General features: G+C 50.3%; 21 protein-coding genes. 19 read left to right on the top strand and 2 right to left on the bottom strand.

The window, feature by feature from the left end; all coding sequences use genetic code 11:
• Window positions 1-20 precede the first annotated feature (20 nt).
• The 17 genes from DFR60_RS24645 to DFR60_RS24560 all read left to right on the top strand — a co-directional run bounded on the left by DFR60_RS24645 (window position 21) and on the right by DFR60_RS24560 (window position 19321).
• Window positions 21-1535 carry an ABC transporter ATP-binding protein gene (locus DFR60_RS24645; RefSeq protein ID WP_110325264.1) on the top strand — a complete coding sequence of 505 codons (1515 nt, stop codon included), beginning with the start codon at window positions 21-23 and terminating at the stop codon, window positions 1533-1535.
• Window positions 1532-2602 carry an ABC transporter permease gene (locus tag DFR60_RS24640; RefSeq protein WP_002603586.1) on the top strand — a complete coding sequence of 357 codons (1071 nt, stop codon included), beginning with the start codon at window positions 1532-1534 and terminating at the stop codon, window positions 2600-2602. The genes DFR60_RS24645 and DFR60_RS24640 overlap by 4 nt, the downstream gene beginning before the upstream one ends.
• Complete coding sequence (locus tag DFR60_RS24635) at window positions 2599-3465, top strand: ABC transporter permease (protein WP_110325262.1); 867 nt, start codon at window positions 2599-2601, stop codon at window positions 3463-3465. The genes DFR60_RS24640 and DFR60_RS24635 overlap by 4 nt, the downstream gene beginning before the upstream one ends.
• A 29-nt stretch (window positions 3466-3494) precedes the next feature.
• A complete protein-coding gene (locus DFR60_RS24630) occupies window positions 3495-4985 on the top strand; it encodes a sulfatase (protein WP_110325260.1) in 1491 nt (496 codons plus the stop codon).
• 22 nt (window positions 4986-5007) lie between these two features.
• Complete coding sequence (locus DFR60_RS24625; protein ID WP_002603589.1) at window positions 5008-5835, top strand: purine-nucleoside phosphorylase; 828 nt, start codon at window positions 5008-5010, stop codon at window positions 5833-5835.
• A gap of 13 nt (window positions 5836-5848) precedes the next feature.
• Complete coding sequence (gene deoC / locus DFR60_RS24620; RefSeq protein ID WP_110325258.1) at window positions 5849-6517, top strand: deoxyribose-phosphate aldolase; 669 nt, start codon at window positions 5849-5851, stop codon at window positions 6515-6517.
• Window positions 6518-6703: 186 nt separating this feature from the next.
• Window positions 6704-7525, top strand: a complete 822-nt coding sequence (locus tag DFR60_RS24615) for a DUF4190 domain-containing protein (RefSeq protein WP_110325257.1) — start codon at window positions 6704-6706, stop codon at window positions 7523-7525.
• The gene (locus tag DFR60_RS24610; RefSeq protein ID WP_110325255.1) at window positions 7525-8358 is read left to right on the top strand and encodes a DUF975 family protein; all 834 of its coding nucleotides are present in this window, start codon (window positions 7525-7527) and stop codon (window positions 8356-8358) included. Before DFR60_RS24615 ends, DFR60_RS24610 begins: the two co-directional genes overlap by 1 nt.
• Window positions 8359-8421: 63 nt before the next feature.
• Window positions 8422-8682 (top strand): PRC-barrel domain-containing protein, encoded by a 261-nt coding sequence (locus tag DFR60_RS24605; RefSeq protein WP_002603593.1) that lies wholly within the window; start codon window positions 8422-8424, stop codon window positions 8680-8682.
• Window positions 8683-8866: 184 nt separating this feature from the next.
• The gene (gene nrdR / locus DFR60_RS24600; RefSeq protein WP_002603594.1) at window positions 8867-9319 is read left to right on the top strand and encodes a transcriptional regulator NrdR; all 453 of its coding nucleotides are present in this window, start codon (window positions 8867-8869) and stop codon (window positions 9317-9319) included.
• Between the two features lie 8 nt (window positions 9320-9327).
• Window positions 9328-9855: a YqeG family HAD IIIA-type phosphatase gene (locus DFR60_RS24595; protein ID WP_002603595.1), complete on the top strand. Its 528-nt coding sequence runs from the start codon at window positions 9328-9330 to the stop codon at window positions 9853-9855.
• A complete protein-coding gene (gene aroE, locus DFR60_RS24590) occupies window positions 9836-10708 on the top strand; it encodes a shikimate dehydrogenase (protein ID WP_110325254.1) in 873 nt (290 codons plus the stop codon). The genes DFR60_RS24595 and aroE overlap by 20 nt, the downstream gene beginning before the upstream one ends.
• Entirely contained in the window at window positions 10705-11217 is a 513-nt protein-coding gene (locus DFR60_RS24585; RefSeq protein WP_110325253.1) for a shikimate kinase, read from the top strand. Before aroE ends, DFR60_RS24585 begins: the two co-directional genes overlap by 4 nt.
• Window positions 11214-11648, top strand: coding sequence for a type II 3-dehydroquinate dehydratase (gene aroQ / locus DFR60_RS24580; RefSeq protein ID WP_110325252.1), 435 nt, complete (start codon window positions 11214-11216; stop codon window positions 11646-11648). The genes DFR60_RS24585 and aroQ overlap by 4 nt, the downstream gene beginning before the upstream one ends.
• Before the next feature lie 106 nt (window positions 11649-11754).
• Window positions 11755-12312 carry an elongation factor P gene (efp, locus tag DFR60_RS24575; protein ID WP_002603599.1) on the top strand — a complete coding sequence of 186 codons (558 nt, stop codon included), beginning with the start codon at window positions 11755-11757 and terminating at the stop codon, window positions 12310-12312.
• A 570-nt stretch (window positions 12313-12882) separates the two neighbouring features.
• Complete coding sequence (locus DFR60_RS24565; protein ID WP_110325250.1) at window positions 12883-18111, top strand: fibronectin type III domain-containing protein; 5229 nt, start codon at window positions 12883-12885, stop codon at window positions 18109-18111.
• A 19-nt stretch (window positions 18112-18130) separates the two neighbouring features.
• Window positions 18131-19321, top strand: coding sequence for a PspC-like choline-binding domain-containing protein (locus tag DFR60_RS24560; protein ID WP_110325249.1), 1191 nt, complete (start codon window positions 18131-18133; stop codon window positions 19319-19321).
• Window positions 19322-19420: 99 nt separating this feature from the next.
• Here the strand turns inward: DFR60_RS24560 and DFR60_RS24555 are convergent, their stop codons facing one another.
• Window positions 19421-20329 (bottom strand): phosphotransferase enzyme family protein, encoded by a 909-nt coding sequence (locus tag DFR60_RS24555; protein WP_167437721.1) that lies wholly within the window; start codon window positions 20327-20329, stop codon window positions 19421-19423.
• 351 nt (window positions 20330-20680) lie between these two features.
• Between DFR60_RS24555 and DFR60_RS24550 the strand changes: the two genes are divergently transcribed.
• Window positions 20681-22003, top strand: a complete 1323-nt coding sequence (locus tag DFR60_RS24550) for a replication-associated recombination protein A (protein ID WP_110325315.1) — start codon at window positions 20681-20683, stop codon at window positions 22001-22003.
• A gap of 431 nt (window positions 22004-22434) precedes the next feature.
• On the opposite strand, the gene DFR60_RS24540 is transcribed toward DFR60_RS24550, so the two are convergent.
• Window positions 22435-23271, bottom strand: a complete 837-nt coding sequence (locus DFR60_RS24540) for a hypothetical protein (RefSeq protein ID WP_110325246.1) — start codon at window positions 23269-23271, stop codon at window positions 22435-22437.
• 277 nt (window positions 23272-23548) lie between these two features.
• On the opposite strand from DFR60_RS24540, the gene argS reads away from it, so the two are divergent.
• Window positions 23549-25318 carry an arginine--tRNA ligase gene (argS, locus tag DFR60_RS24535; protein ID WP_110325245.1) on the top strand — a complete coding sequence of 590 codons (1770 nt, stop codon included), beginning with the start codon at window positions 23549-23551 and terminating at the stop codon, window positions 25316-25318.

Genomic DNA, 25318 nt, shown 5'->3' with positions numbered 1-25318 from the left:
ACGATTGGAGGAGACGGCTGATGGTTGTAGTTGAAATGAAAAATATTACGAAACAGTATCCTCTGGTTTTAGCGCTCGATCATGTGGATTTTTCCCTGAAAAAGGGAGAAATCCTCTCTCTTCTCGGAGAGAACGGGGCTGGGAAATCGACGCTCATGAAGATCCTTTACGGAATCTGCAAAGCGGATGAGGGAGAAATCCTGGTGGAGGGGAAAAAGGTAAACTTAAGGACGCCGAAGCAGGCGATTGATCTTGGAATCGGTATGGTGCACCAGCATTTTATGCTGACTCCGGTCTTGAGCGTCACGGAGAATATCGTAGTCGGACAGGAGCCGGTAAATGGAATTCTGTTTGATAAGGCGGCGGCCGAAAAGGAAGTTCAGGAGATGATCGAGCGGTATGGTTTCCACATATCCGCATCTCAGATCGTGAAGGAGCTCTCCGTGGGGGAACAGCAGAAGGTGGAGATATTAAAGGCCATCTACAGGAACGCGAAGATTTTCATCCTGGATGAGCCCACTGCGGTTCTGACTCCGCAGGAGGTCGAGGAGTTGTTTCATATTTTAAGAAGGTTAAAAGCGGCCGGAACCAGCATAATTATTATCACCCATAAGCTGAAGGAGACACTGGAGATTGCTGACAGCATCAGCGTGCTGAGAGATGGCAGGATGATCGAGTCGGGTGTCTCCACCATAGGAGCGACTCCTGACAGCCTGGCCCAGATGATGGTTGGCCGAGAGGTGGAGCTGGGAATTCGAAGGAAAAGTGAGTGCGTCGGGGATACCAGGCTCACGGTGCGGGATATTACGCTGAAGGAAAAGGGAAGAACCGTACTAAATCATGTGGGCTTTGAACTGAAAAGGGGAGAGATTCTGGGTATTGCGGGAATCGAAGGAAACGGGCAGACGGAGCTGATCGAATGTCTGACAGGGATTCGTAATCCTGACATTCTGGACATGGAAAAGGACGGGGAGAAGATCTCCGGCAAGCCGAAAGATTTTATCCGGAAAAAGATCGGCCATATCCCGGAGGACCGCATGACCAGGGGGCTGATCCTGGAGCTATCGATTCTGGACAACCTGATACTGGGATATCAGGACCAGTTTCAGAACAGGGGAATTCTGGACAGAAAGAAGATCAGAAGCTTTTCCGAGGGGCTTTTAAAGGAGTTCCTGATCAAATCGCCCAATTCCGTGGTGAAATGCAGTGCCCTTTCCGGAGGAAATCAGCAGAAGGTGATTATCGCAAGGGTGTTCAGTGAAAATCCGGATATTATTATCGTCGCACAGCCGACCCGCGGCGTGGATATCGGTGCGATTGAATACATACACGACCGGCTGCTGAAGCTGAGAGACGAGGGGAAGGCCATCCTTTTGATTTCTGCCGACTTAGATGAGGTGAAGAATTTAAGTGACAGGCTGATGGTCATGTACGACGGCGAGATCGTGGCGGAAGGGGAACCGGCGGATTTTGACGATATGCAGCTGGGACTTCTGATGACAGGCGCAGTGGGGAAGGGGGGACAGAGAGCGTGAAGGCAGCAGGATTGCAGTTCGATAAAAAAGAATTTCTGAATAAAAATATGTCTGCGGTGGCTCTGGTTCTGGCCCTGGTTCTGGGCGGAATCGCCATGCTGGTCTGTGGATACAATCCGTTTGAGGCGTACGGGTCCATTTTAAAGGGGGCGTTTATTGGCAGGAAGGCCATCTGCCAGACGCTGGTGCAGGCGACTCCCTTAATCTTTGCAGGACTTGCTTACACGGTTGCAAAGAAAGCGAATCTGATCAACTTAGGAATTGAAGGGCAGCTTTACATGGGCGCCCTTGGTACCAGCCTGATCGCCCTGATGCCGGTCAATCTGCCTGGTGTGATCTGGATCCCGCTGTCACTTCTGGGCGGAATCATCTTCGGCGGACTGTATGCTGGCCTGGTGGGCTTTATGAAGGTAAAGTTTGGCTCCAACGAGGTGATAGCGACCGTTATGTTAAATACCATAGCACAGAATTTTGTGGCATATGTGGTGAACTATCCGTTAAAGGAAGCGGGAAAGAGCATGGCGCAGACGGCCAGATTTTCCGAATCGGTGTGGATTCCGAAGCTGGTGGATAAGACACAGCTTACGGCGGCGATTATCATCGCAGTGGTTCTCTGCGTCCTGATTAAGCTTCTGTTTGAACGGACTGTGGTTGGTTATGAAATCAAGTGTGTCGGGCTGAATCTGAAGGCTTCCGAGACCGCAGGAATCAAGATCGGGAAAATTATGATCATCGCCATGGTGCTCAGCGGCTCCATTGCCGGTCTTCTGGGAGGAACTCATGTGCTGGGCGTGGATCACCGGCTGATTGCGGATTTCTCCTCGGGCTACGGCTTCGACGGAATCGCGGTAGCGGCTCTGGCGGCAGACAGTCCCCTGGGCGTCATCCTTTCCGGAATCATCTTCGGTGCACTGAGAGCCGGCTGTATGGTCTTAAACCGTACGACCGGAATACCGACAGAATTTATCGATGTCATTCAGGCGTTCATTATTCTGCTTGTGGCAGCGCCGCTTCTCGTTAAGGAAATTCTAAGAATCAAAAATGGCAGTAAGGGGGGAAAGAAATGATGAATCAGTTCATGTCAATCGTTACATCTACCCTCAGCATGTCCGTTCCGCTGGTGCTGGCGGCCCTGGGCGGAGTCCTTTCCGTCAGAAGCGGCGTCATGGCGCTGGGACTGGAAAGTATGATGACCATGGGGGCGTTCTGCGGAGTTCTCGGCTCCTATTATACGGGAAATGTCTTTGCGGGTCTCCTGACCGGTATGGCGGGCGGAGCGCTGTTTGGTCTGGCCCACGCCGTTCTCTGTGTACGGTATAAGGTTAATCAGGTAATCAGCGGAATCGGGCTCAACCTCCTGTCGGTAGCGGCAACCACACTGTTGATGCAGCTCTTATGGGACAACAAGGGATCGTCTCCGCAGGTGGCCTCCATTAACGCCGGTGTGTTCGCATCTCCAATCACCTATATTATGCTTTTTGCCGTAATCGCAGAGTATGTGGTTCTGTTTAAAACACGGTTTGGCTTAAGGCTGCGCATGGTGGGGGAAAACCCGAAGGCTGCGGTCAGCGTGGGGCTGGCGGTACATAAGATCAAGTATATCGGAGTCATTGCCTGCGGCGTACTGGCCGGATTGGGGGGCGCATACCTTTCCATCGACCACCTGGATATGTATGTGCGGGATATGTCGGCCGGACGCGGTTATATTGCGGTGGCAATCATGATCCTCGCAAAGTACAACCCGGTCATGGTCCTGTTCTGCGCCCTGATATTCGGTTTTTCCGACGCGGTACAGATCAATTTTCAGGGGTACGGAGTTCCGCCGCAGATTATGGCGATGATTCCTTACGTGGTGACGCTGTTCGTGCTCGCCTTCGGTGTCCGCCATATCACACCGCCTGCCGGTGTCGGAAAGCATGATGATGAATAAATACTATGAGGAAGAAAGAGGATAAAAATATGAAAGCGATAATGGTAATGTTCGATTCCCTGAACCGTCATATGCTGCCTCCCTATGGCTGTGATGACGTGATAGCGCCGAATTTTAAACGGCTGGCAGAAAGAAGCGTAACCTTTGACAACTGCTACGCAGGCAGCCTTCCGTGTATGCCGGCGAGAAGAGAGATCCATACGGGACGCTACAATTTCCTGCACAGAAGCTGGGGACCGCTGGAGCCTTACGACGATTCCATGCCGGGTATTTTAAAGGCAAACGGAATTTATACCCATCTGACTACGGATCACTGGCATTACTGGGAAGAGGGCGGCGGAAACTATGTAAATAAGTACAATTCCTATGAGTTTGTCAGAGGACAGGAGGGGGACCCCTGGAAGGGCAGAGTGGAATGGGAGGTTCCGGAGCACCTGGGCGGAAGAAAGGACTTCTGCGGAAGGCAGGAGTACATCAACCGTTATTACATGCAGGATGAGGCCAATCAGTCGATTGCCCAGAATTTCTCCAACGGGCTTGATTTTATCCGGGATAATCACGGAGCCGACAACTGGTACCTTCAGCTGGAGAATTACGATCCCCATGAACCGTATTTTACACCGGAAAGCTACAAAGAGCCGTATAAAGACGGATACCAGGGCGTGATGTTTGACTGGCCGGGATACCATGAAGTGGTGGAGACACCGGAACAGGTGGAGCACTGTATCAATGAGTACCGGGCGCTTGTGACCATGTGTGATACGTATCTGGGAAAGGTGCTGGATATGATGGACGAGTATGACCTGTGGAAAGACACCATGCTGATTGTCAATACGGATCATGGCTTCATGCTGAGCCAGCATAACTGGTGGGGAAAGATGATGATGCCGTATTATAATGAGCTGGCGCATACGCCGCTTTTCATCTGGGATCCGAGAACCGGAGTCTGCGGGGAACGCCGTCAGGCGCTGGTACAGACTATCGATCTTGCCCCAACCTTATTGGAGTATTTCGGGCTTTCAATTCCGGCGGATATGGAGGGACGTCCGCTCCGTGAGACGATTGAGAGCGATAAGAAGATCAGAGATTATGCGCTCTTTGGCCAGCATGGAATTCATGTAAATATCACAGACGGCAGATACGTGTATATGAGATGTCCGATGCCGGATAAGGAACAGGAGCTCTTTAACTATGTGGTGGAACCGACCAGCTATCCGGGAGCAATCACGGTGGAGGAACTGAAAACGGCGGTTCTCCACGAGGGATTTTCCTTTACAAAGGGCTGTCCCATGCTGAGAATAAAGGGTGGCTACGGTATCCGTACGCTGGGATTTCCGCCGAGATCACTGATGGAATACGGAACTTTACTTTATGATACGGAGATAGATCCGGGCCAGGAGCATCCGCTGGAGGACAAGGCGACTGAGGAGCGGATGCTCCGGAACATGGTGCGTATGATGAAGGAAAATGACGCGCCGGACGAGCAGTATGTAAGACTCGGATTGGAGCAGTGGGTCTAAAAGAAGGATTGGGGATACAGATATGTTAAATGAAAGAGAGATCATCGAAAATAGTATTGGGATTATTAGGGGAAAGACAGATTTTGTGCCTGAGATCGGCCTGATTCTTGGAAGCGGCCTGGGTGACTACGCGGAGCAGATTGAGAATCCGGTGGTGATACCGTACGGGGAGATTCCGGATTTTCCGGTCTCCACGGTGGCGGGGCATGCAGGACAGTTTGTGCTGGGAACCTGCAAAGGAAAGAACGTCATTGCGATGCAGGGCAGAGTCCACTATTATGAAGGCTACAGCCAGAGAATGATAACGCTTCCGGTGCGAATTATGAAGCGGCTGGGGGTTCAGTACATGGTGCTGACCAATGCCGCAGGGGGCGTAAACCGGAATTTTGATCCGGGTACACTGATGATGATTCGGGATCACATCAATTATTCGGGCGGAAATCCGCTGATGGGAGCGAACTGGGAAGACGACGGACCGCGCTTTCCCGATATGACCCGGGTATATGCGGCGGAACTGCGGACTCGTCTGCGGAGCGCTGCTGCGAAGAAGGGCATTAAGCTGGAGGAAGGCGTCTATATGATGTTTTCAGGGCCATGCTATGAAACTCCGGCCGAGGTTCGGCTGGCCGGAATCCTAGGCGCCGACGCGGTCGGAATGTCAACTGTGCCGGAAGCGATCGTCTGCGCACACTGCGGGATTCCGGTGATTGGAATCTCCTGCATTACCAACTTTGGTGCCGGAATTCTGGAACAGCCGCTGAATCATAAGGAAGTGGTGGAGACCGCAGCGAGAGTGAAGAAAACGTTTGTGGAGCTGCTGGATACGATTCTGGAGGAAGTGATCGGATAGAAAGGAAGAACGGATGGATCAGAAAATTTTAAGCGCGGTGGATCATACCCTGCTGACACAGACAGCAACATGGGCAGAGGTAAAACAGATTTGTGACGATGCAGTGGAGTACCGGACCGCATCCGTCTGTATTCCGCCTTCCTATGTGAAACGGGCAAAGGAGTATGTGGGAGACCGTATGAAGGTCTGCACGGTTATCGGGTTTCCCAACGGATACCAGACAGCGGAAGTGAAGGTGTTTGAGACGGAGGATGCGGTAAGGAACGGAGCGGATGAGATTGATATGGTGATTTCAATCGGTGCGTTAAAGGATGGCGATTATGAGACCGTGAAGTCCGAGATTCAGGCTGTGAAGGCGGCGTGTAAGAGACGGATTTTAAAGGTAATCATAGAAACCTGTCTGCTGACAGAGGATGAAAAGATTACCATGTGCCGGATCATATCGGAATCCGGAGCCGATTTTATCAAGACCTCCACCGGATTTTCAAAAGCGGGTGCGACCTTCGGGGATATCGCATTGTTTAAAGCCCATGTGGACGCTGGCGTGAAGATTAAGGCAGCAGGAGGAATTGGAAGCGAAGCGGATGCAGAAAAGTTTCTGGCATTGGGAGCAGACCGGCTTGGAACCAGCCGGATCGTGAAGCTGGCCAAGCAGGAGCATGTGGAGAGCGATTCCTATTAAAAGGCATCAGCCTGATAACAGGGACTCATATAGGAGCAGAAAAAAACGACCAGGCGTTTTAAACGCCTGGTTTTTCATGTACGGATAGACGAGTGCAAGAAAAACTTAATTTTACAGATACTCGTTCGTGCTGTATAATAGGTAAATATATACAGATTTACAAACAGACAGAATGGGAGGCAGGATATGGAAGAAGACAGGCTGTATGGATATGATGGTCCTGATTCCAGAAGGGAACCGGTGGAGGAAGGGCTGACACCAGCGGAAGGGCTGGCCGGCGCGGGAGAAAGACCGGTGAATACAGAGGAAGGACCGGCTAATATAGAAGAGAGTCCGGTAAATGCAGAAGAGAGTCCGGCAACTGCAGAAGAGAGTCGGGTAACTGCAGAAGAGGGTCCGGCAAATGCAGAGAAAGAACTGGCGAATGCAGAAGAACCAGCAGCAGAAGACGCAGCTGACTGTTACGACACGCAGAACAGCGGAACGGGATCGGATTTCCATGAGTTGAATGGATATCCGGATACCGGAAGCAGACAGTATGAGAGCTGGGGCAGAGAAGAATACAGGCAGAACGATAACTGGCAGCAGGACAACCGTGAGAGGGGCGACTGGCAGCAGGACAACTGGCAGCAGGACAACCGTCAGCAAAACAACTACCAGCAGCCCAACTACCAGCAGCCCACCCCCCAGAACAGCTATTACCGGGACGAATACCGGCAGGCGGCTAATCCTGCGTATACACAGCCTCAAAAGCAGAGCAGCATGGCGTTGGCTTCCCTGATCATGGGGATCATCGGGATCGTCACATCCTGCTGCTGTTACGGCGGGGTGATTTTTGGCAGCCTGGGAATCCTGTTTGCGCTGTTGTCCAAAATGGGAGATACGATGGAGGGATATGCGAAGGCAGGTCTCATTACCTCGATTATCGCGCTGTTTCTGGCGGCCATGGCAATGATATTTCTATTTGGAATGATGAGTTCATCCCTTCTGTCAGGAGGTGCTTTTTAATGAAGACAACATCAACGGAACTGAAAAAACGTGCGAAGCTTACGCTGTCAGGCAACTATGGAACAGCCGTGGGCGCCATGCTGATTGTGTATGTCCTTCTGATCGTCGTTATTATGATTTTTATCGGTATATCTGCAGTCAGCACACTTTCCTGGATCGGCGAACCCGGCTTCAACCGGGGAGGCTGGATGCGCTCACTGGCAATCGAGATGGTGATTTATTTCATCGCAATCCTTTTGGTTTACCTCATAATGGTCGGAATACGAAGGATGTTCTACCATATGTGTACAGGCCAGCCGTATTCACTGGGAGATATGTTGTTTGCCTTTACTCACAGGCCTCAAAGATTTTTAGGCGTATACTTTATCAACCTGGTATTTGGTATGATCATTGGAATCCCATATTTTGTGGTAAGTGTTTCCGCCCGTATTACGGGTTATATCCCCATACTGGCAGCGCTTCAGTTTCTGATGTATCTGCTTCAGATAGTCGGAATCGTCGTGTATAGCCTGCATTTTAAAATGGCGGTTTACCTTCTGATGGAAGACCCCGAGCGGACGGTGATCAGCTGCTTCCGGGAGAGCGCGGCGCTCATGAAAGGGAACAAGGGCCGCCTGTTTTATCTGGGAATCAGCCTGATCGGGATGTATTTGCTGGGGTTCGGATCGTTTGGAATCGGGTTTTTATGGATTTTACCGTATATAGAGACGACCATGATTCACTTCTATCTCGATATGAGCGATGGACCTCGCCGGGAAGAAGCATATGATTACGAGGAATCGGTTTATGACGGCAGAAGCTGTGACGGCCTTTACGGAAATGTACCGGAGTAATAATTTGTATCACACATAGGAAATGCGCATAGAATACACTAAGGAATATAGAAGGTGCAGGCTATGCGCATTTCAGATCTTAAACAAAAAGAAGTGATTAACATCTGCGACTGTAAACGCCTTGGTTATGTGGGCGACGTGGATTTTGATATGGATACGGGCTGTCTTCTGGCGATTATCGTTCCCGGGCCGGGCTGCTTCTGTGGATTTCTGGTCAGAGAAAAAGAGTACATCATTCCCTTCTGTGACATCTGTCAGGTGGGGAGAGATATTATCCTGGTGAAAGTAGATCTGGAAAAAGCTGAGGAAAAATGCAAGATATAGTGTAATATGTGCTTGCGAATCTACGGATTGTGGGGTATGATATACATAATTAAAAAGTAACGGATCCGGAGCCGCGAAAAAATGTGTATTTTTTTTCGCGGTTTTGGGCCCTGCACAAAAAACAGTGGGATTTCTCATTTCTGAAAAGAAGGAAAGAGAAATCGCCCAACAGGAGGATAGCGACGTGAAATGTCCATTTTGTAATGAAGCAGATACAAAGGTCATTGATTCAAGACCGGCGGATGACAACAGCTCCATCAGACGCCGCAGGCAGTGTGAGAAATGCGGAAAGAGATTTACAACGTATGAGAAACTGGAGACTCTGCCGCTGATGGTTATTAAGAAGGACGAGTCCAGAGAAGTCTATGAACGTTCCAAGCTGGAAAAAGGAATCCTTCATTCCTGCCACAAGCGTCCTGTTTCTTCCCAGCAGATTGATTCCATGGTGGACGAGATTGAGACACAGATATTCAATATGGAAGAGAAGGAAGTCTCCAGCTCCGCGATCGGAGAGCTTGTTATGAAAAAGCTGCAGGAGGTCGATGAGGTGGCCTATGTCCGTTTTGCCTCCGTATATCGTGAGTTCAAGGACGTGAATACGTTCATGGAAGAGATCGGAAAATTATTGAAAAAGTAGGAATGGGTATGTTTAACAGATTTTATCCGGATGAAGACGTGGCCTCTGCGTATGACATTCCGTATGACGCCCTTTATAAAAAGGGAATCAGAGGTGTAATCTTTGATGTAGACAACACCCTGGTGCCCCATGACGCGCCGGCGGATGAGAGAGCGAAGAACCTGTTTTCTCATCTGCGGGCGCTTGGCATGGACACCTGCCTGCTTTCCAATAACAAAGAGCCGCGGGTGGCAGCTTTTGCAGAAGCTGTCGGCGGCTCTAACTATATCTATAAGGGCGGAAAGCCGGGCGTGAAGAATTATAAGAAGGCGATGGAGCTCATGGGGACGAGCTTAAACAGCACGATATTCGTGGGAGATCAGCTGTTTACCGACGTTTACGGGGCCAAACGGACGGGAATCAGGAGCTTTCTGGTGAAGCCGATCAATCCGAAGGAAGAGATTCAGATCGTATTAAAACGGTATCCGGAGGCACTTATCTTATTTTTTTATCGCAGGGACAAAAAGAGGAGACAGTATGATAAGCGGAAAAAGTAAAGTATGCGGAGTCATGGCGTATCCGGTGGAGCACTCCATGTCACCGCTCATGCATAATTATTACTCGGAAAAGACAGGAACAGATCTCGTCTATGTACCGCTTAAGGTGGAGCCGGGACGTGTGGAGGAAGCGGTAAAAGGAGCCTACGCCCTTAATTTTACCGGCATGAATGTTACGGTTCCTCACAAGCAGGAGGTCATGAAATACCTGGTGGATATCGACGAGGACGCAAAAGCCATCGGTGCCGTCAACACGCTGGTGCGGACAGACGGCGGCTACAAGGGCTATAACACGGACGCGGCAGGACTGAAACGAGCCATGACAGAGGCGGGAATCGAAATCCGGGACCGCACCTGCATCCTGTTCGGAGCGGGCGGCGCGGCCAGGGCGGCAGCCTGCGTGCTGGCGAAGGAAGGCGCATCTGTGATTTATGTTCTGAACCGGAGTTTGGAAAAGGCGGAGGCCCTTTCTGAGATCGTCAATGAGCGGTTCGGCCGCAGAGTCATGCTTCCCATGGCCCTGGACGATTACGGAAAGCTGGAGTGCAGCTCCTGCCTGGCGGTTCAGACCACCAGCGTAGGGATGCATCCGCACGTGGATCACGCCCCGGTGGAGGATGCGGAATTCTATAAAAAGATCGATACGGCGGTAGACATTGTGTATACGCCGATGGAGACGAAATTTATGAAATACGTCCGGGCAGCCGGCGGCAAGGCCGTTGGAGGGCTCGATATGCTGATTTACCAGGGCGTTATCGCCTACGAGCTGTGGAATCCGGAGACCGTATTTACCAGCGAGATGATCGACGGTGCGAGAGTGCTGATGCGGGAAGAACTGGAGGCGTCGCGATGAAGAACGTGATTTTGATCGGCTTCATGGGGGCCGGTAAGACGACGGTCGGAGAACGGTACGGGGAGAAGCACGGTCTCCCTATGGTGGATACGGACTGGCTGATCGAAGAGCGGGCCGGCATGACGATATCGGAGATATTTGCGCAGAAGGGCGAGGACGAGTTTCGGAGGACGGAGACGGCGGTTCTCCAGACGCTTCTTTCCGATACACAGGAAAAGGTCATTTCCGTCGGAGGCGGGCTTCCCCTGCGGGAAGAGAATAGAAGGCTGCTGAAACAGCTCGGGACCGTGATCTATCTGGAGGTGAATCCGGATACCGTGCTGAAGCGGCTGAAGGGAGATACGACAAGGCCGCTGCTTCAGGGCGGAGACGTGACGCGGCGTGTGGAAGAGCTGATCGCGGCCCGCGGTCCCATATACCGGGAGGCCGCCGGACTGATCGTGGATGTGAATGGACGGAGTGTCGATGAGATTGTGACGGAGCTGGAAGAAAGGATGGGATTTGAATGAAGCTGCTTCTTTTAAACGGACCGAATTTAAATTTTCTTGGAATCAGGGAAAAAGGTGTATACGGTACTGAGGATTACGGATATCTTGTCCGCATGATGAAAGAGAAGGCGGAGAGAGAAGGACATGAACTGGATATTTACCAGAGTAACTATGAGGGCGGCTTAATCGATAAGATCCAGGAAGCATATTATAACGGAACGGAAGGTATTATCATCAATCCGGGCGCGTTTACCCATTACAGCTACGCGTTGAGAGACGCCCTTTCCTCGGTGGAGATTCCGAAGGTGGAGGTACATATTTCCAACGTGCATAAAAGGGAAGAATTCAGGCATACTTCTGTTACAGCGCCTGTCTGCGACGGCCAGGTTCTGGGGCTGGGACTGAAGGGTTATGCCCTTGCCATGGACTATTTGACAGGCTGTCAACTGTAACGTGAATAACGGCGTGTATACAGAAATTGAAAAAAATAGTTGAAAAAGGTATTATTATAGTATAGAATAAAAAGGATTAAGAGAATTTCAAGGAGGAATATCATTTATGATATCAGCGGGTGATTTTAGAAACGGTATCACATTAGAGATTGATGGTAATGTTTATCAGATTATGGAGTTCCAGCATGTAAAACCTGGTAAGGGTGCTGCATTTGTCAGAACTAAAATTAAAGACGTAGTGAACGGCGGTGTAGTAGAGCGTACTTTCCGTCCTACAGAGAAGTTCCCGGCGGCCAGAATTGACCGTGTGGACATGCAGTATTTATATGCGGATGGCGATCTTCATAACTTTATGGATACGAACACTTACGAGCAGATCGCACTGAGCCCGGAAGTAATCGGAGACGCATTAAAGTTCGTGAAGGAGAACGACATTTTAAAGGTTTGTTCTTACAATGGAAAGGTGTTCTCTGTTGAGCCTCCGTTATTCGTAGAGCTGGAGATCACTGATACAGAGCCAGGCTTCAAGGGTGATACGGCACAGGGCGCTACAAAGCCGGCTACCGTAGAGACCGGAGCAGTCGTTTACGTTCCGCTGTTTGTGGATCAGGGCGATAAGATTAAGATTGATACACGTACTGGGGAGTATTTATCCAGAGTATAAGAACAGGATACGCCGCAGACTAAAGCAAAAGACGGTAAAAGAGTGTGGTAAATGTTGGCCTGGAGGCCAGCATTTACTACCCTCTTTTACCGTCTTTTTTGTATTGACGAAGCATTGGTAACCGTTCAAACATTGACAAAGAGGGGGAAGATTAGCGGCAGTGGCGGGCAGATATCCCCTATTAACATGAGGTTAAAACAATTCGGACAAGCGGATAAAATGGCAGCATAGCTGCTATGTCATTCTGGATTTTGCAATTTGGACTCAGAATGTGGATTGAAATAAAAGAAACAGGCAAATAAGCAAGAAAAAGCGTACCGTTTGAGCCAACCGGACCGGAAGAAGAGTCCTGGCAGGCTGAAACGGTACATTTTATTTGATTTAAAGTACGTTTAAAACAGGTAATAAAAATATTTTTAAAACGAAGTTACAGAAATGTTGATAAAATTCGATAAAAATGTTAAAATGTAACTTCAATGGAAAATAAAAGAAAAAACAGAGAATGATATCGCAGATAAGAGAAAACAGAACGGGATATCAAAAGTGAAACACAGAGGAGGAAAAACACGTATGAAGAGAGCAGCCGCATGTCTGCTTGCATTGTGCCTGGTCGTACAGGGACCGGCAAGTCTGATGACCAGCTTTGCTGATTTCGGGCAGAGGGGAGTGGCGTCACCGTCGAACAGCGTATCGGCGAGTCCTTCTGATGCCTGGAAAGAGAGTGACAGCGACAGTAAGAACGGGGAATTAAAGGTAGAAATTCGTGGAGTCCTTCCTGTGCAGAAGGCCGCGGAGTGGGAATTGTTTCTGACAAAGGACGAGGAACTGACCGATCAGGGTTCGGTGCAGTATGAGGCCGTGGATTCGGCCGGGGTCTATTCCTCCGGCAGTTACACATTTACAGACCTTCCGAAGGGGAAGTATCAGCTTCAGGTGAAGGCGGTAAATGGCGGTTATGAGGACTACATACAGAAAAATATTTCAATTAACGGTGAACGGGCGTCGATTCTGCTTTTAAACGACTACCCGGAGAAATATGGCTATGCCGGGGATAAAATGCCCGGTGTAATCCGGATGGGTGATGTGAATGGTGATGGAACGATCGACAGCGAGGACATGGAGGCTTTCATTGACGCCATTGATGAAGCAGACGGTAATTTCGCAGATTCCAGGTTCGATTTTAATGGAGACGGACAGATAGATCTTGTAGACCTTCAGTATTTTACCATCTTCTATAAAAATAAGAGCAATACAAAGGCGACTGTAACGAGGCAGGCCCTGGTGGATACCGCTGCTGTTGTTGCATCATCCAGCAATGCGGCGTTCTCCGAGGAGACGCTGAAGGAAGTGTTTGCTGGAAATGACAGCGAGGCGTTGACGCTTACAGCGGAGACGGCGATCACACCGGAAACGCCAATTGAGATCACCGCAGACCTGGGACAGAGCTTAAAGGCGGAAGGATTTACAATCCAGCCGGTTACAGGTTCCGGAAACACCATCAAAGACGGCTGGGTCACGGTCGAATTGGAAGGCGAAGAGAAGCCTGTCGTATTCAGGATTGAGAACGGCGTGGCGGAAAGACAGACAGGGACAAGGATGCGCGCGGCCTTTAGAAGCGCGCCTGAGGATTCCGCCGCTGGTAAGACCATTGTCATCGATTTGGGCAAGAAGGTGGCGATCAAGAAGGTGACGATCAAGGTGACGGCTGCATTAGAAAAGGAGGCCACTCTGGTCGAGATATCCAAGGTGGAATTCTTAAATGATATGGAGAGCAGAATTCCGGAGCCGGAGATGAACATCCCGGAGGACTTAAAGGCTGTGGCAGGCAGCGAATCCTTTGATTTAACCTGGAAGCGTGCGGTAAACGTAACCGGCTATGAGGCCGAAATTACCGGCAAGGTAAAAAGCGGAGTCAAGACGGTGGTTCTGCCGGTATCAGACAACCGTTTAAGCGTAAAGTCAATAAGCAATGAGGACCTGATCAATGGAGAAGAGTATACCGTACGGGTGCAGTCTGTAAACGGGGCGTGGAAAAGTGGTTACAGCACGGCTGTGAAGGTGACGCCGGTAGCCTCCAAACGGCCTGATCCGCCGGAGGGAATTACGGTAAAGGGCGGTTACCGCAGCCTCGATGTGTCCTGGAAAAAGATGAAGGATACGGATATGTATTCTCTGTTTTACCGGGAATACGATGATACCGACGGTAAATACACCAGAATCGACAACATTGAAAATACCAGCCAGATAATCCAGAGTCTAAAGGATGAAACAAAGTACGATATCTATCTGACCGGTACGAACAAAATTGGGGAAAGTGCGCCTTCCATGCACTACAGCGGAACGACCGAGAGCGTCAATGCCCCCATAACGCCAAACTACAAACTGATCAATGTGGCAGGGGAGAATGGCGGAACCAAACATATCAAGGCGGTAAACAACCACGGCGGAAATGCAGACAGTGAGTTTGCAATTGCGGACAACGATATGGTATCTGCGTGGGTGCGCAACGACTGGGATGCGGGCTGCGTTTACCCGGGAGAATCGAAATCGCCAACGGTGACCCTCGACGACAGCTATACGATGGACACCGTGGTCCTTATCCCGGACCCGGCTCAGAAGTTTGCATATACCGATGCGACCTTCTTCTACTGGCCGGAGGGAAGCAGCACACAGGTGCAGGCAGCAGGCACCTTAAGCAGAAAAACCAGCTCTAACGGAAAAGTATATTATGAGTTCCAGACGAAACAGCCGGTAACGACAGACCGGATTCAGGTCAGACTGACGGCAGGATATGGTTCTTCCAACAGAATCAGCATTGCGGAGATGAAATTCTATCACTACGATCCGATTGAGCATGAGGTATACGATCTGTTTGCAGACGATATGCACATTTCTTTGAAGGAAGGGGTGACTCAGGAGCTTATTAGCAGCCTGAGGGCGCGTCTGGATGAGAAGGATGAGGTAAGCGGGGAATTCCATCCGAAGAAAGAGATTCTGGAGAGAGAACTGGATACGGCAGAACAGCTTTTAACGGATGAGGCTCTGGCTGGAATTCTTACCATAGACAATCATGTAACGAAAAATGCGGACGGCAATATTACTTTTAAAGGCGGATTAAACGCCTGGCAGCCGCTTGGCATTACAGCCATGGCCGGAGACACGGTGCTGGTCTATGTGGGCAGCCCGTCCAGGAAGACTGGAGACAGCACGAACCTGCGCCTTATAGCGACTCAGTATCACGGGGAATCCAGCGCATGGTCGAACACGATCGGCATGCTGAAAGTGGGAATCAATGAGATAACCATACCCCAGATCACTGCCCTCGACGTGGAGCAGGGCGGACAGCTTTACATCGAATATACTGGCGGGCAGGATAAGGAGACCTACAGTGTGAGAGTCAGCGGAGGAAATCACATTCCAACGCTGGATATAACGAGAGCCTCCGATTCCAATGCGAAGAGAGCCCTAGTGACGAAGTATGTGGAAGATCTGGAGGCCAGCACAGCGGAGCTGGAGGCAGACCATGAGAACCATAAAAAAGCGCATGACGGAGACTGGAGCGCTGCGCGGAAAAACTGTATTCTGGGCGCCACGGATATCGTAACGAGATATATGATGTATTCCGTTTCCTCCCAGCAGATACTCGCCGGATTATCAGGCGGAACTACGGAGGAAAAGGCGGAGCAGCTGTATCAGGCGCTGACGGCGGCCGATGAGATGGTAAATCTCTTCTACCAGCACAAGGGACTGAGCAGCGATCCCGATGCCGATGTAAAAAATAAACTGCCGGTCAGCCGGCTGAATCTGCGCTACCAGAGGATGTTTGCAGGCGCATTTATGTATGCAGGCGGACTGCATATCGGAATCGAGTGGGGGTCCGTACCGGGCCTTACCAAGTCCGTTCCGATGAAGACAACGCCGGAAGGCAAATACGAAAGCGGCCATTACTTTGGCTGGGGCATCGCTCATGAGATTGGCCATGAAATCAATGAAGGCGCATATGCCATAGCCGAAATCACCAATAACTACTTCTCTGTGCTGGCGCAGGCCCGTGATACCAATGACAGCGTGCGGTTCCAGTATCCGGAGGTTTATAAGAAGGTGACGTCGGGCGTAACGGGGCGGTCCTCCAATGTATTTACACAGCTGGGATTATACTGGCAGCTTCATCTTGCATACGATATGGGCGGTTATAACTATAAAACGTACGATACGTATAAGGAACAGTTCAACAATCTGTTCTTTGCCAGAGTAGATTCCTACGTAAGAAATCCGGGATCGGCGCCGAAGCCGGGCAACGTGGCGTTAAGTGTAAGCGGAGATGTGGACAACAAGCTCATGCGTCTGGCTTGTGCGGCGGCTGAAAAGAATATTCTGGAGTTTTTCGAACGCTGGGGTATGGTGCCGGATGAGAACACAAGAAAGTACGCGGAGCAGTTTGAGAAAGAGACAAGAGCGATCTGGTTTGTAAACGATGAGGCAAGGGCTTACGTGCTGGAAAACGGCAAAAATGGTTCTGTCGCAGCCAGCGCCACGGTCGAGGCAGACTTAAGCTACAGGCCGAATTCCAACGAGGTGACAATTCATCTCGGAAGCCAGTCGAAGCAGCCGGAGGCAATGCTGGGATACGAAATCTACCGTTCCGAAACTATCAAGAGCCATGTAGAGAAGAAACCGGTCGGCTTTGTGACCGCGGACCAGACAGAATTTGTCGATTCTATCTCTACTATTAACAACAGAGTTTTCACCTACGAAGTGGTAGGCTACGACAAGTACTTAAATGCCACGAAACCGGTGGTACTGGAGCCGGTTAAAGTCTCCCACGGCGGTGTGATTGATAAGTCAGACTGGACCGTGACCACAAACATGGTCTCGGCAGAGGACAAAGTGGATGAGGAGATAAATCCGGATGTGGTAACCATGGAGGCCATCGGAAAGGTCATCGACAACGATGCAGAAACCACCTATACAGGAAAGACGGTAGCTGGAAGTAACGGAAAAGTACCTGCGGCCTCTGTCACCATTCACTTAAACAGAGAAGAGACCATCACCGGTTTCACGTATAAGCTGAGTAAGGCGGATAACGCGGCCGGAAGTCCGATCGGCAATTTTAAAGTGGAGATCAGCGATACCGGCGCAGATGGTTCCTGGACCCAGGTCAAGGCCGGAACCTTTGCCGTAGCGCAGGGACAGCTGGCAAGCGGCAGTCAGACCGTCTACTTTAACAAGGATAACGACACATGGCTGTATGCCTATGATACTTCATACGTAAGGATTACGGCGGTGGATCAGAAGGGAACCGATATTTCCATTTCGGAGATTGATCTGCTGGGACAGACCGGAGACGATATCGACTTTGGTCAAACGGATTCGATTGGCCTTTTAAATGAGGATTACCATGCGGGAAATGGAGAGAGCGGCGAGGCCGTTATTCCGGCGGGCTCCCTCCTGTTCACAGGAACGTATAAAGGGAATCCGGCGTACAATGTGGTCCTGCTGTATGATGAGCAGGGAAAGATTGTAGGCGGTACCGATGCAGAAGGAAATATACTGGCAGCACAGATGATCTTTGCGGAAGTGCCAAAGCACGGAGAGCTGGGTGAGACCAGCAGCGGAACGTGGATCTATTACATTGAACCCAAAAACCTTAAAAATGCCGCTCTTCCTAAACGTGTGAGAGCGGAGCTCTACCGGGTAGACAACGCACATGACAACAAGGGAGAACGTCTTGTCAGCAACACTCTGTTTGTCGATGTGCCGGAGACGCTGCCGGAGATCGAGATAAAAGCACAGGACTGAACGTACAGGAGGAGAAAATATGTTGCAGCGACTTATGAATAAGAAAGTAATAATTGGCCTGCTGGGAATCCTGATCCTGCTTGCAGCGTTTGGCCGTATTATGACAACACCGGCGGAGGAATACCGGTTTGTCACATGGGAAAAGGGAACCAATGATCATGAGGTAAAAGTGAGTATCATGCTTTCTGCACGGGAGGATGTGCAGAAAGCGGGAACCTTTCAGGTTCAGCTCGGAGTTGCCTCCGATGATTCGGATGGGATAGAGAGCATAGATTTTAAGTTCGACAGCGCCATAAAAAATAATTCCGATATTACGGTGCAGTCGTATCGCTATAACCGGGATAACGGAACATTTACGATCTACGTATCGGGTACAGCGGATGATATCCTGAAAAAGGGTACAGCGCTAAATCTCGGAACGATTGTGGTAACCGCGGACAGTGATGTGACGTTTTCGGTTGAGACGGAAGGCTGCAAAGTAGCCGATGAAACGTTTACGGAAAGAACGCTCACTGTGTTCGGAAGCCAGGACGATTATACGGTTAAGCGGGATACGGCAGATGACGAGACGCCGGACGAAACGACACCGGATGAGACGCCGGACGAAACGACACCGGATGAGACGCCGGATGGAACGACACCGGACGAGACGCCGGATGGGACGACACCAGACGAGACGCCGGATGGGACGACACCAGACGAGACGCCGGAGGGCAATGTACCGGAAGAAAAGTCAGATCGGGAAGATTCATCAAACAGCGTCTGGAATGATCCGGAAGAAACGAGCGGAAGCTGGAAGGCAAAGGACGGAATCTGGAACTTCGAAAAGGAGGACGGTACCTATGCGCAGAGCGAGTGGATCAAAGTCGGCGGAGAGTGGTACTGGATCGGTGCTGACGGCCGGATGATTACCGGTTGGATTCATTTAAACAATGTCTGGTATTTCTGCAGCCCGTCAGGGGCAATGAAGACCGGATGGGTCAATACAGGAGACCACTGGTTCTATTTCAACCCGTCCGGAGCGATGAAGACCGGCTGGGTTCAGGAAAAAGGCTATTGGTATTATATGGGAGAATCCGGAGCGATGAAGACCGGCTGGGTTCAGACAGACGGAAAGTGGTATTACCTGGATGAATCCGGCCATATGCTGGCAGATACAGTGACACCGGACGGCGGCAGAGTCGATAAAAATGGTGTCAGGGTCGATTGAACAGCAGAAATTATGGAATAACAGAATATATGGAATAACAGAATAAAAAGAGCGAGGGACTGTTTTAGGAGTATTCTTAAAACAGTCCCTCTTCTGGTATTAAACACTTACAATTTTGAGCGCCTCCGTTATCGCTGTTTCATTTTCCTGCACAAAATGAAACAGCTTTACCGCATCCTCCGCGCACCGTATGTCGGAAATTCCGGTGGACCAGGCGGCGAAGAGAAGCTCGATATTTTCCATTACCCAGGGAAATGCCTCCTTTTCCACGGCTGTCAGTGTAATCTGGCTCTCATATCCGGCTACCGTTTCAGCGATTATCTGAAGCCATTCATTTTTGCCGGGGCGGTGACCTTCCTCCATTGCCAGCAGTCCCATCAGGAAATAGCAGAGATCAAAAACCCTGATATTTTTCTGGCTTAAGTCGAAATCGATGTAACCGGTAAATTCCCCTTCCTGGAAAAGGAAGTTTCCAAAATGGACATCTCTGTGAATCAGCTGAAATGGAAGCCTGTCATACACGCGTTCCAGGCTGGAAACCGTGGACTCATAATCAGACTGTGCAATTACCATCCAGCCATTTTTGTTCAGTTCATCCTTTACCCAGCCCCTCATCTCGCTTAACAGGCTGTTGTCCCAGAACTCCAGCTTATCCTCACATTTTTGGAAGGCCAGATGAAGTCTGCCGATTATGTCACCCATCTGCCAGGCAAGATTTTTCAACTCTTTGATATCCTTTTCTGGTGCTCCGGGAAGCTTCCTTGTCACCATATAACATCGCTCATCGCTGTATAAGTAATCTGTGCCCTCGCTGGTGGAAATCACTTCAGCCGCCGGTATGCCCATGGAGCGCAGCACCTTCATAATCTGTACATTCCGCTCCAAATCACCAAGCCTTTCATATGCCTTTATAATATATGTTCCTGAGACTTCCCATACGCAGTCCTGGATCTGCCGGATTTCCCCGGATTCCAGACCCCAGTGTCCGATCAATGCAGATAGTTTCATTTTCTCCTCCTCTAACCGTTTTCGTTCTCCGGCGATAATCCGGTAAATAAAGTATCTTGTTTGCACTGCGGTGCTATGATGCCAGTATACCATATAAAGAAGTCGGGAGGCTGCTCATTCACTATTCTGCCAGGAAAATGATCACGGCCTCCTTCGGACTCCCCTGTTTGTTTATACACAAATAAGTATAAGTTTGCCTGGTATGGAGTTTGATATTTTATTCAGGCCATGGTAAAATAGAAGCTAAGTCGAATACCTCGCGGCAGTCGCCGGATGGACATGCCAGCATGTCCGTCCGGCTCGCTGCTCGCGGGAATAAATGGATCGAATGAAAAAGGTGGTTGAGATATGATGGAACAATTATCGCTTTTTGACGACCGGGCTGCCGTGGGGCCGCTGGCAAGCAGGTTGAGACCAAGTGGGCTGGAAGAGTTTGTAGGCCAGAAGCACCTCCTGGGCGAGGGGAAGGTGCTGCGCCGGATCATTGATCAGGACATGGTGTGTTCCATGATATTCTGGGGACCGCCGGGAGTAGGAAAGACTACTCTGGCCAGAATTATTGCCAACCGGACCAGGGCTTCCTTCGTGGACTTTTCCGCTGTCACAAGCGGAATCAAGGAAATAAAGGAAGTGATGGCCCAGGCGGAGCGGGACCGTCATATAGGTCTGCGCACGCTCGTATTTGTGGACGAGATCCACCGTTTTAATAAGGCCCAGCAGGATGCATTTCTTCCCTATGTGGAAAAGGGGAGTATCATCCTGATCGGAGCAACGACGGAGAATCCCTCGTTTGAGATTAACGCGGCTCTTCTTTCGAGATGCAAGGTTTTCGTACTCCAGGCACTCCAGACCGATGACCTGGTAAAGCTTCTGCACCATGCCTTGACGAGTCCTCTCGGACTGGGGGATCAGAGAATCGGGATTACGGAGGACATGCTCCGGATGATAGCTCAGTTTGCCAATGGTGACGCGAGAACGGCACTCAATACGCTGGAGATGGCAGTCTTAAACGGGGAGATCAGCGCGGAGGAAACCACGGTGACAGCCGAGGTGCTGGAGCAGTGCATCAGCCGTAAGTCCCTCCTGTACGATAAAAATGGCGAAGAGCACTACAACCTGATTTCCGCCCTTCATAAATCCATGAGAAACAGTGATCCGGACGCGGCGCTTTACTGGCTCGCCCGCATGCTGGAGGCCGGAGAAGATCCGCTCTATGTGGCAAGGCGGCTGATCCGTTTTGCCAGCGAGGATATCGGCATGGCGGACAGTCAGGCGCTTACGCTGGCGGTCTCTGCCTATCAGGCCTGTCATTTTAACGGAATGCCTGAGTGCAACGTCAATTTGGCGCACACGGTGATCTACTTATCCATGGCGCCAAAATCTAATTCCGCCTACGCAGGCTATGAACACTGCAAGGAGGACGCCCTGCATACACTGGCAGAGCCGGTTCCCCTCGTGATCCGCAACGCGCCTACGGGACTGATGAAGGAGCTGCATTACGGAGAAGGCTATCAGTACGCCCACCAGACAGAGGACAAGATCGCCGCCATGCAGTGTATGCCTGACTCTCTGAAAGACAGAACGTATTATGTTCCCACGGAAGAGGGGAATGAGAAGGCGGCGAAGAAGCGGCTGGAGGAAGTGAAGGCGTGGAGAGAGGCGCATGGGGTGTAAGAGCAGGCAGTAAATAATAAAGCAAGAGCAGAGACAGATCAGTTATTCTACCATGATATTAATTCAACATTTCCAAATAACCATGTAAAAAGATGGACCGCCGAAGATTATCCAAGTGTTCCTTATACGGTTTTATTATATAAGAATCAGCCGATCCTGGGTGACGACGGAGTGTTATTGGATGCCCTTCCCAACCGAAGACTGGATCTGGAGATTTATATAAGCCTGCCGGACGGCAGGACGGTTCACCGCCGGATGATGGATGTATAAACCGATCTCAAATCCTGTGAGGAGACAACAATCTTTCCTTGTCTGTTCAGCGATCTGGAGCCCAATTACTAATAAACGAAACAGCATGACAAAAACGGCCATAAAATAATTTTTATCGGCCGTTTCTGTCATAGTGCCATATACAAATGCAGGTTCAGGCTCTACTCCCCATCCCTCTCGTCATTCCCATCTTTCCCCTGATCAACCATCGGCCCTTCCGTGCCTTCCGGTGCCGCTGCCCCTTTCGTTTGGGCGTCATCCGTCTGCTCTAATTCCTCCCGGGATTTCCGGAGTTGTTCTCCCTGACGAAGCGCCAGCTCCGATGCTTTGTCATGCAGCTGTCCGGCTTCCTGCTCGGAACGTCCGATGGAGTCCATCTCATTTTCTATGAGGGCGCCTACCGTGTCGCCGTCGAGTCCCTTGCTCACTAAGGCGTCGACGTGAGCCGCTCCAAGATCAATTTCCGATTCTTTGATTCTGGCTTCACCCTCTATGTGGCTCTGAACTGCGGAAATCTTTTCCGCATGGCAGAGATCCTGGGAGACAGCGGCCAGAGTCGTAAGGTGTTCAGTCGTCAGCTGATCGTCGGTTTTACTCTTGTCTGTTTTGTCAGAACTCTTTTTGTCTTCCGGCTCTATGCACTGTTTGGCCTGCTGGGTGTAGGCGTTAGAGATCTGTTTATCAATGGCTTCGATCTGCTTCTTGTACGATTTGAGCTGATCCTTGATGTCCTCCATCTTTCCGCCGTCGCCTAAGGTCGTTTCCACCAGACTGTTTCTTTGATCCACAAGCGCCTGTTTCTGCTTGGTCAGATTCTCAATCATGTTTATTAATTTACCCTGAGGGGAGAGGGTGAAACGGTCGTTTTTCGGACGGTTTCCCAGTATGCCCCCGCTTTTGCTATCCTGCCCTGACTGGTATTTGGCGAATGATGCATTTACCCGTGCGGTATTGATAAGCGTATTTTTATGCAGGTTGAAATTCAGATTTACTCTCATTCCATTTCCTCCGATCTTTGATGTCCGTTACTATCCTTATCGTACAGGCGGTGAAAATGTTTAGCTTTTTCGAAAAAAACTTTCTGTATTCGTTTTCTGCTGTGAACTGCAGCCCGGTGTGTTTTTGGATTTCAGGAGATCTGGAAAAAATGTTGATTTTTCAACCTGGTTGTAATATAATTAACTTTTAGCCTGGAAGTATCTTGAAATTAGTGAAATGGGAATGCATAGGAAAAAGAGAAACAGGAAGAATATTCAAAAAGGAGAACAGGAACCGATGAAAAAGATTCTTGATTTAATCACATCAGAGGTAAAAGAGGCATTCGCAGCCTGTGGTTACGATGAGAGCTTTGCGAAGGTTACACTGTCCAACCGGCCGGACCTCTGTGAGTACCAGTGTAATGGTGCCATGGCAGCCGCGAAGGCATATAAGAAGAAACCGATCGACATTGCGAACGAAGTTGTGGAGAAGCTGGCTGGCGGCGATATGTTTTCAGAAGTAAATGCCGTGATGCCGGGTTTCATTAATATAAAACTGGAAGCCGGATATCTGGCAACCTACATGAACAACATGAGAGAGGGAGACCACTGCGGCTGTGAAAAGGCCAAAACGCCTCTCACGATCATTGTGGATTACGGCGGAGCCAATGTGGCAAAGCCGCTGCACGTGGGCCATCTCCGTTCTGCTGTGATCGGTGAGAGCATTAAGCGGATGGGACGTTTCCTGGGACATAAGGTGATCGGCGACGTTCATCTGGGAGACTGGGGGCTTCAGATGGGCCTGATCATTGAGGAACTCCGCGACAGAAAGCCGGAGCTTGCCTATTTTGATCAGAACTATACCGGAGAGTATCCGAAGGAGGCTCCGTTTACCATCGGCGAGCTGGAAGAGATCTATCCGGCGGCCAGCGCAAAGTCTAAGACAGACGAGGAATTCAGCGCGCGAGCCCATGAGGCGACACTGAAGCTGCAGAACGGCTACGCACCGTACCGTGCGATCTGGAATCACATTATCGATGTTTCCGTAACGGATTTAAAGAAGAATTACGGCAGCTTAAATGTAACCTTCGATTTATGGAAGGGAGAGAGCGACGCGCAGGACTATATTCCGGGTCTGATTAAGGAACTGGAAGACAGGAAGCTGGCGTATGAAAGCCAGGGAGCGCTGGTGGTCGATATCGCCGAGCCAGGCGATTCCAAGGAACTCCCGCCCTGCATCATCCGCAAATCCGACGGCGCGGCCCTCTATTCTACCTCAGATCTGGGAACTATTCTGGAGCGTGAGAAGGAATACTGCCCGGACTGGTATATTTATATAACAGACAAGCGTCAGGAGCTTCATTTTACCCAGGTATTCCGCGTGGCCAAGAAGGCCGGATTCGTACCGGAAGAGCGGAAGATGTCCCATTTAGGCTTCGGCACCATGAATGGAAAGGACGGCAAGCCGTTTAAGACAAGAGACGGCGGCGTGATGCGTCTGGAGACACTGATTTCCGATATTGACACAGCGGCTTACGATAAGATCATGGAGAACCGCTCCGTGTCCGAGGAAGAGGCGTTAAAGACCTCGAAGATCGTCGGTATGGCGGCTCTCAAGTACGGCGACTTATCGAATCAGGCTTCCAAGGATTACATTTTCGATATGGACCGTTTCGTCTCCTTTGAGGGAAACACAGGTCCCTATATCCTGTATACGATTGTGCGTATCAAGTCCATCCTTGCTAAGGCTTCCGAGCTGGAAGTGCAGAGCGTGTGCACGGGAGATATCCTTCCGGCCGCCTCCGGTGTGGAAAAAGATTTGATGCTTCAGCTTTCGAAATATAATGAGGTGATCGAGACCAGTTTTCTGGAACTGGCTCCCCATAAGATCTGCCAGTACGTATATGAACTGGCTAACGCGTTCAACCGGTTCTATCACGACACGAAGATCATTGCCGAGGAAAACGAAAAACAGCGTGCTTCCTGGCTCAGTCTGATCAGTCTGGCGAAGGATGTCCTTACCGCCTGTATCGATCTGCTTGGAATTGAGGCTCCGGAACGTATGTAA

It is taken from the genome of Hungatella effluvii (genome assembly GCF_003201875.1).
In the GTDB taxonomy this organism is placed as follows: Bacteria; Bacillota; Clostridia; order Lachnospirales; family Lachnospiraceae; genus Hungatella; species Hungatella effluvii.
Note: the sequence above shows the minus strand (reverse complement) of the source record. Positions and strands in the feature narration are given on the sequence as shown.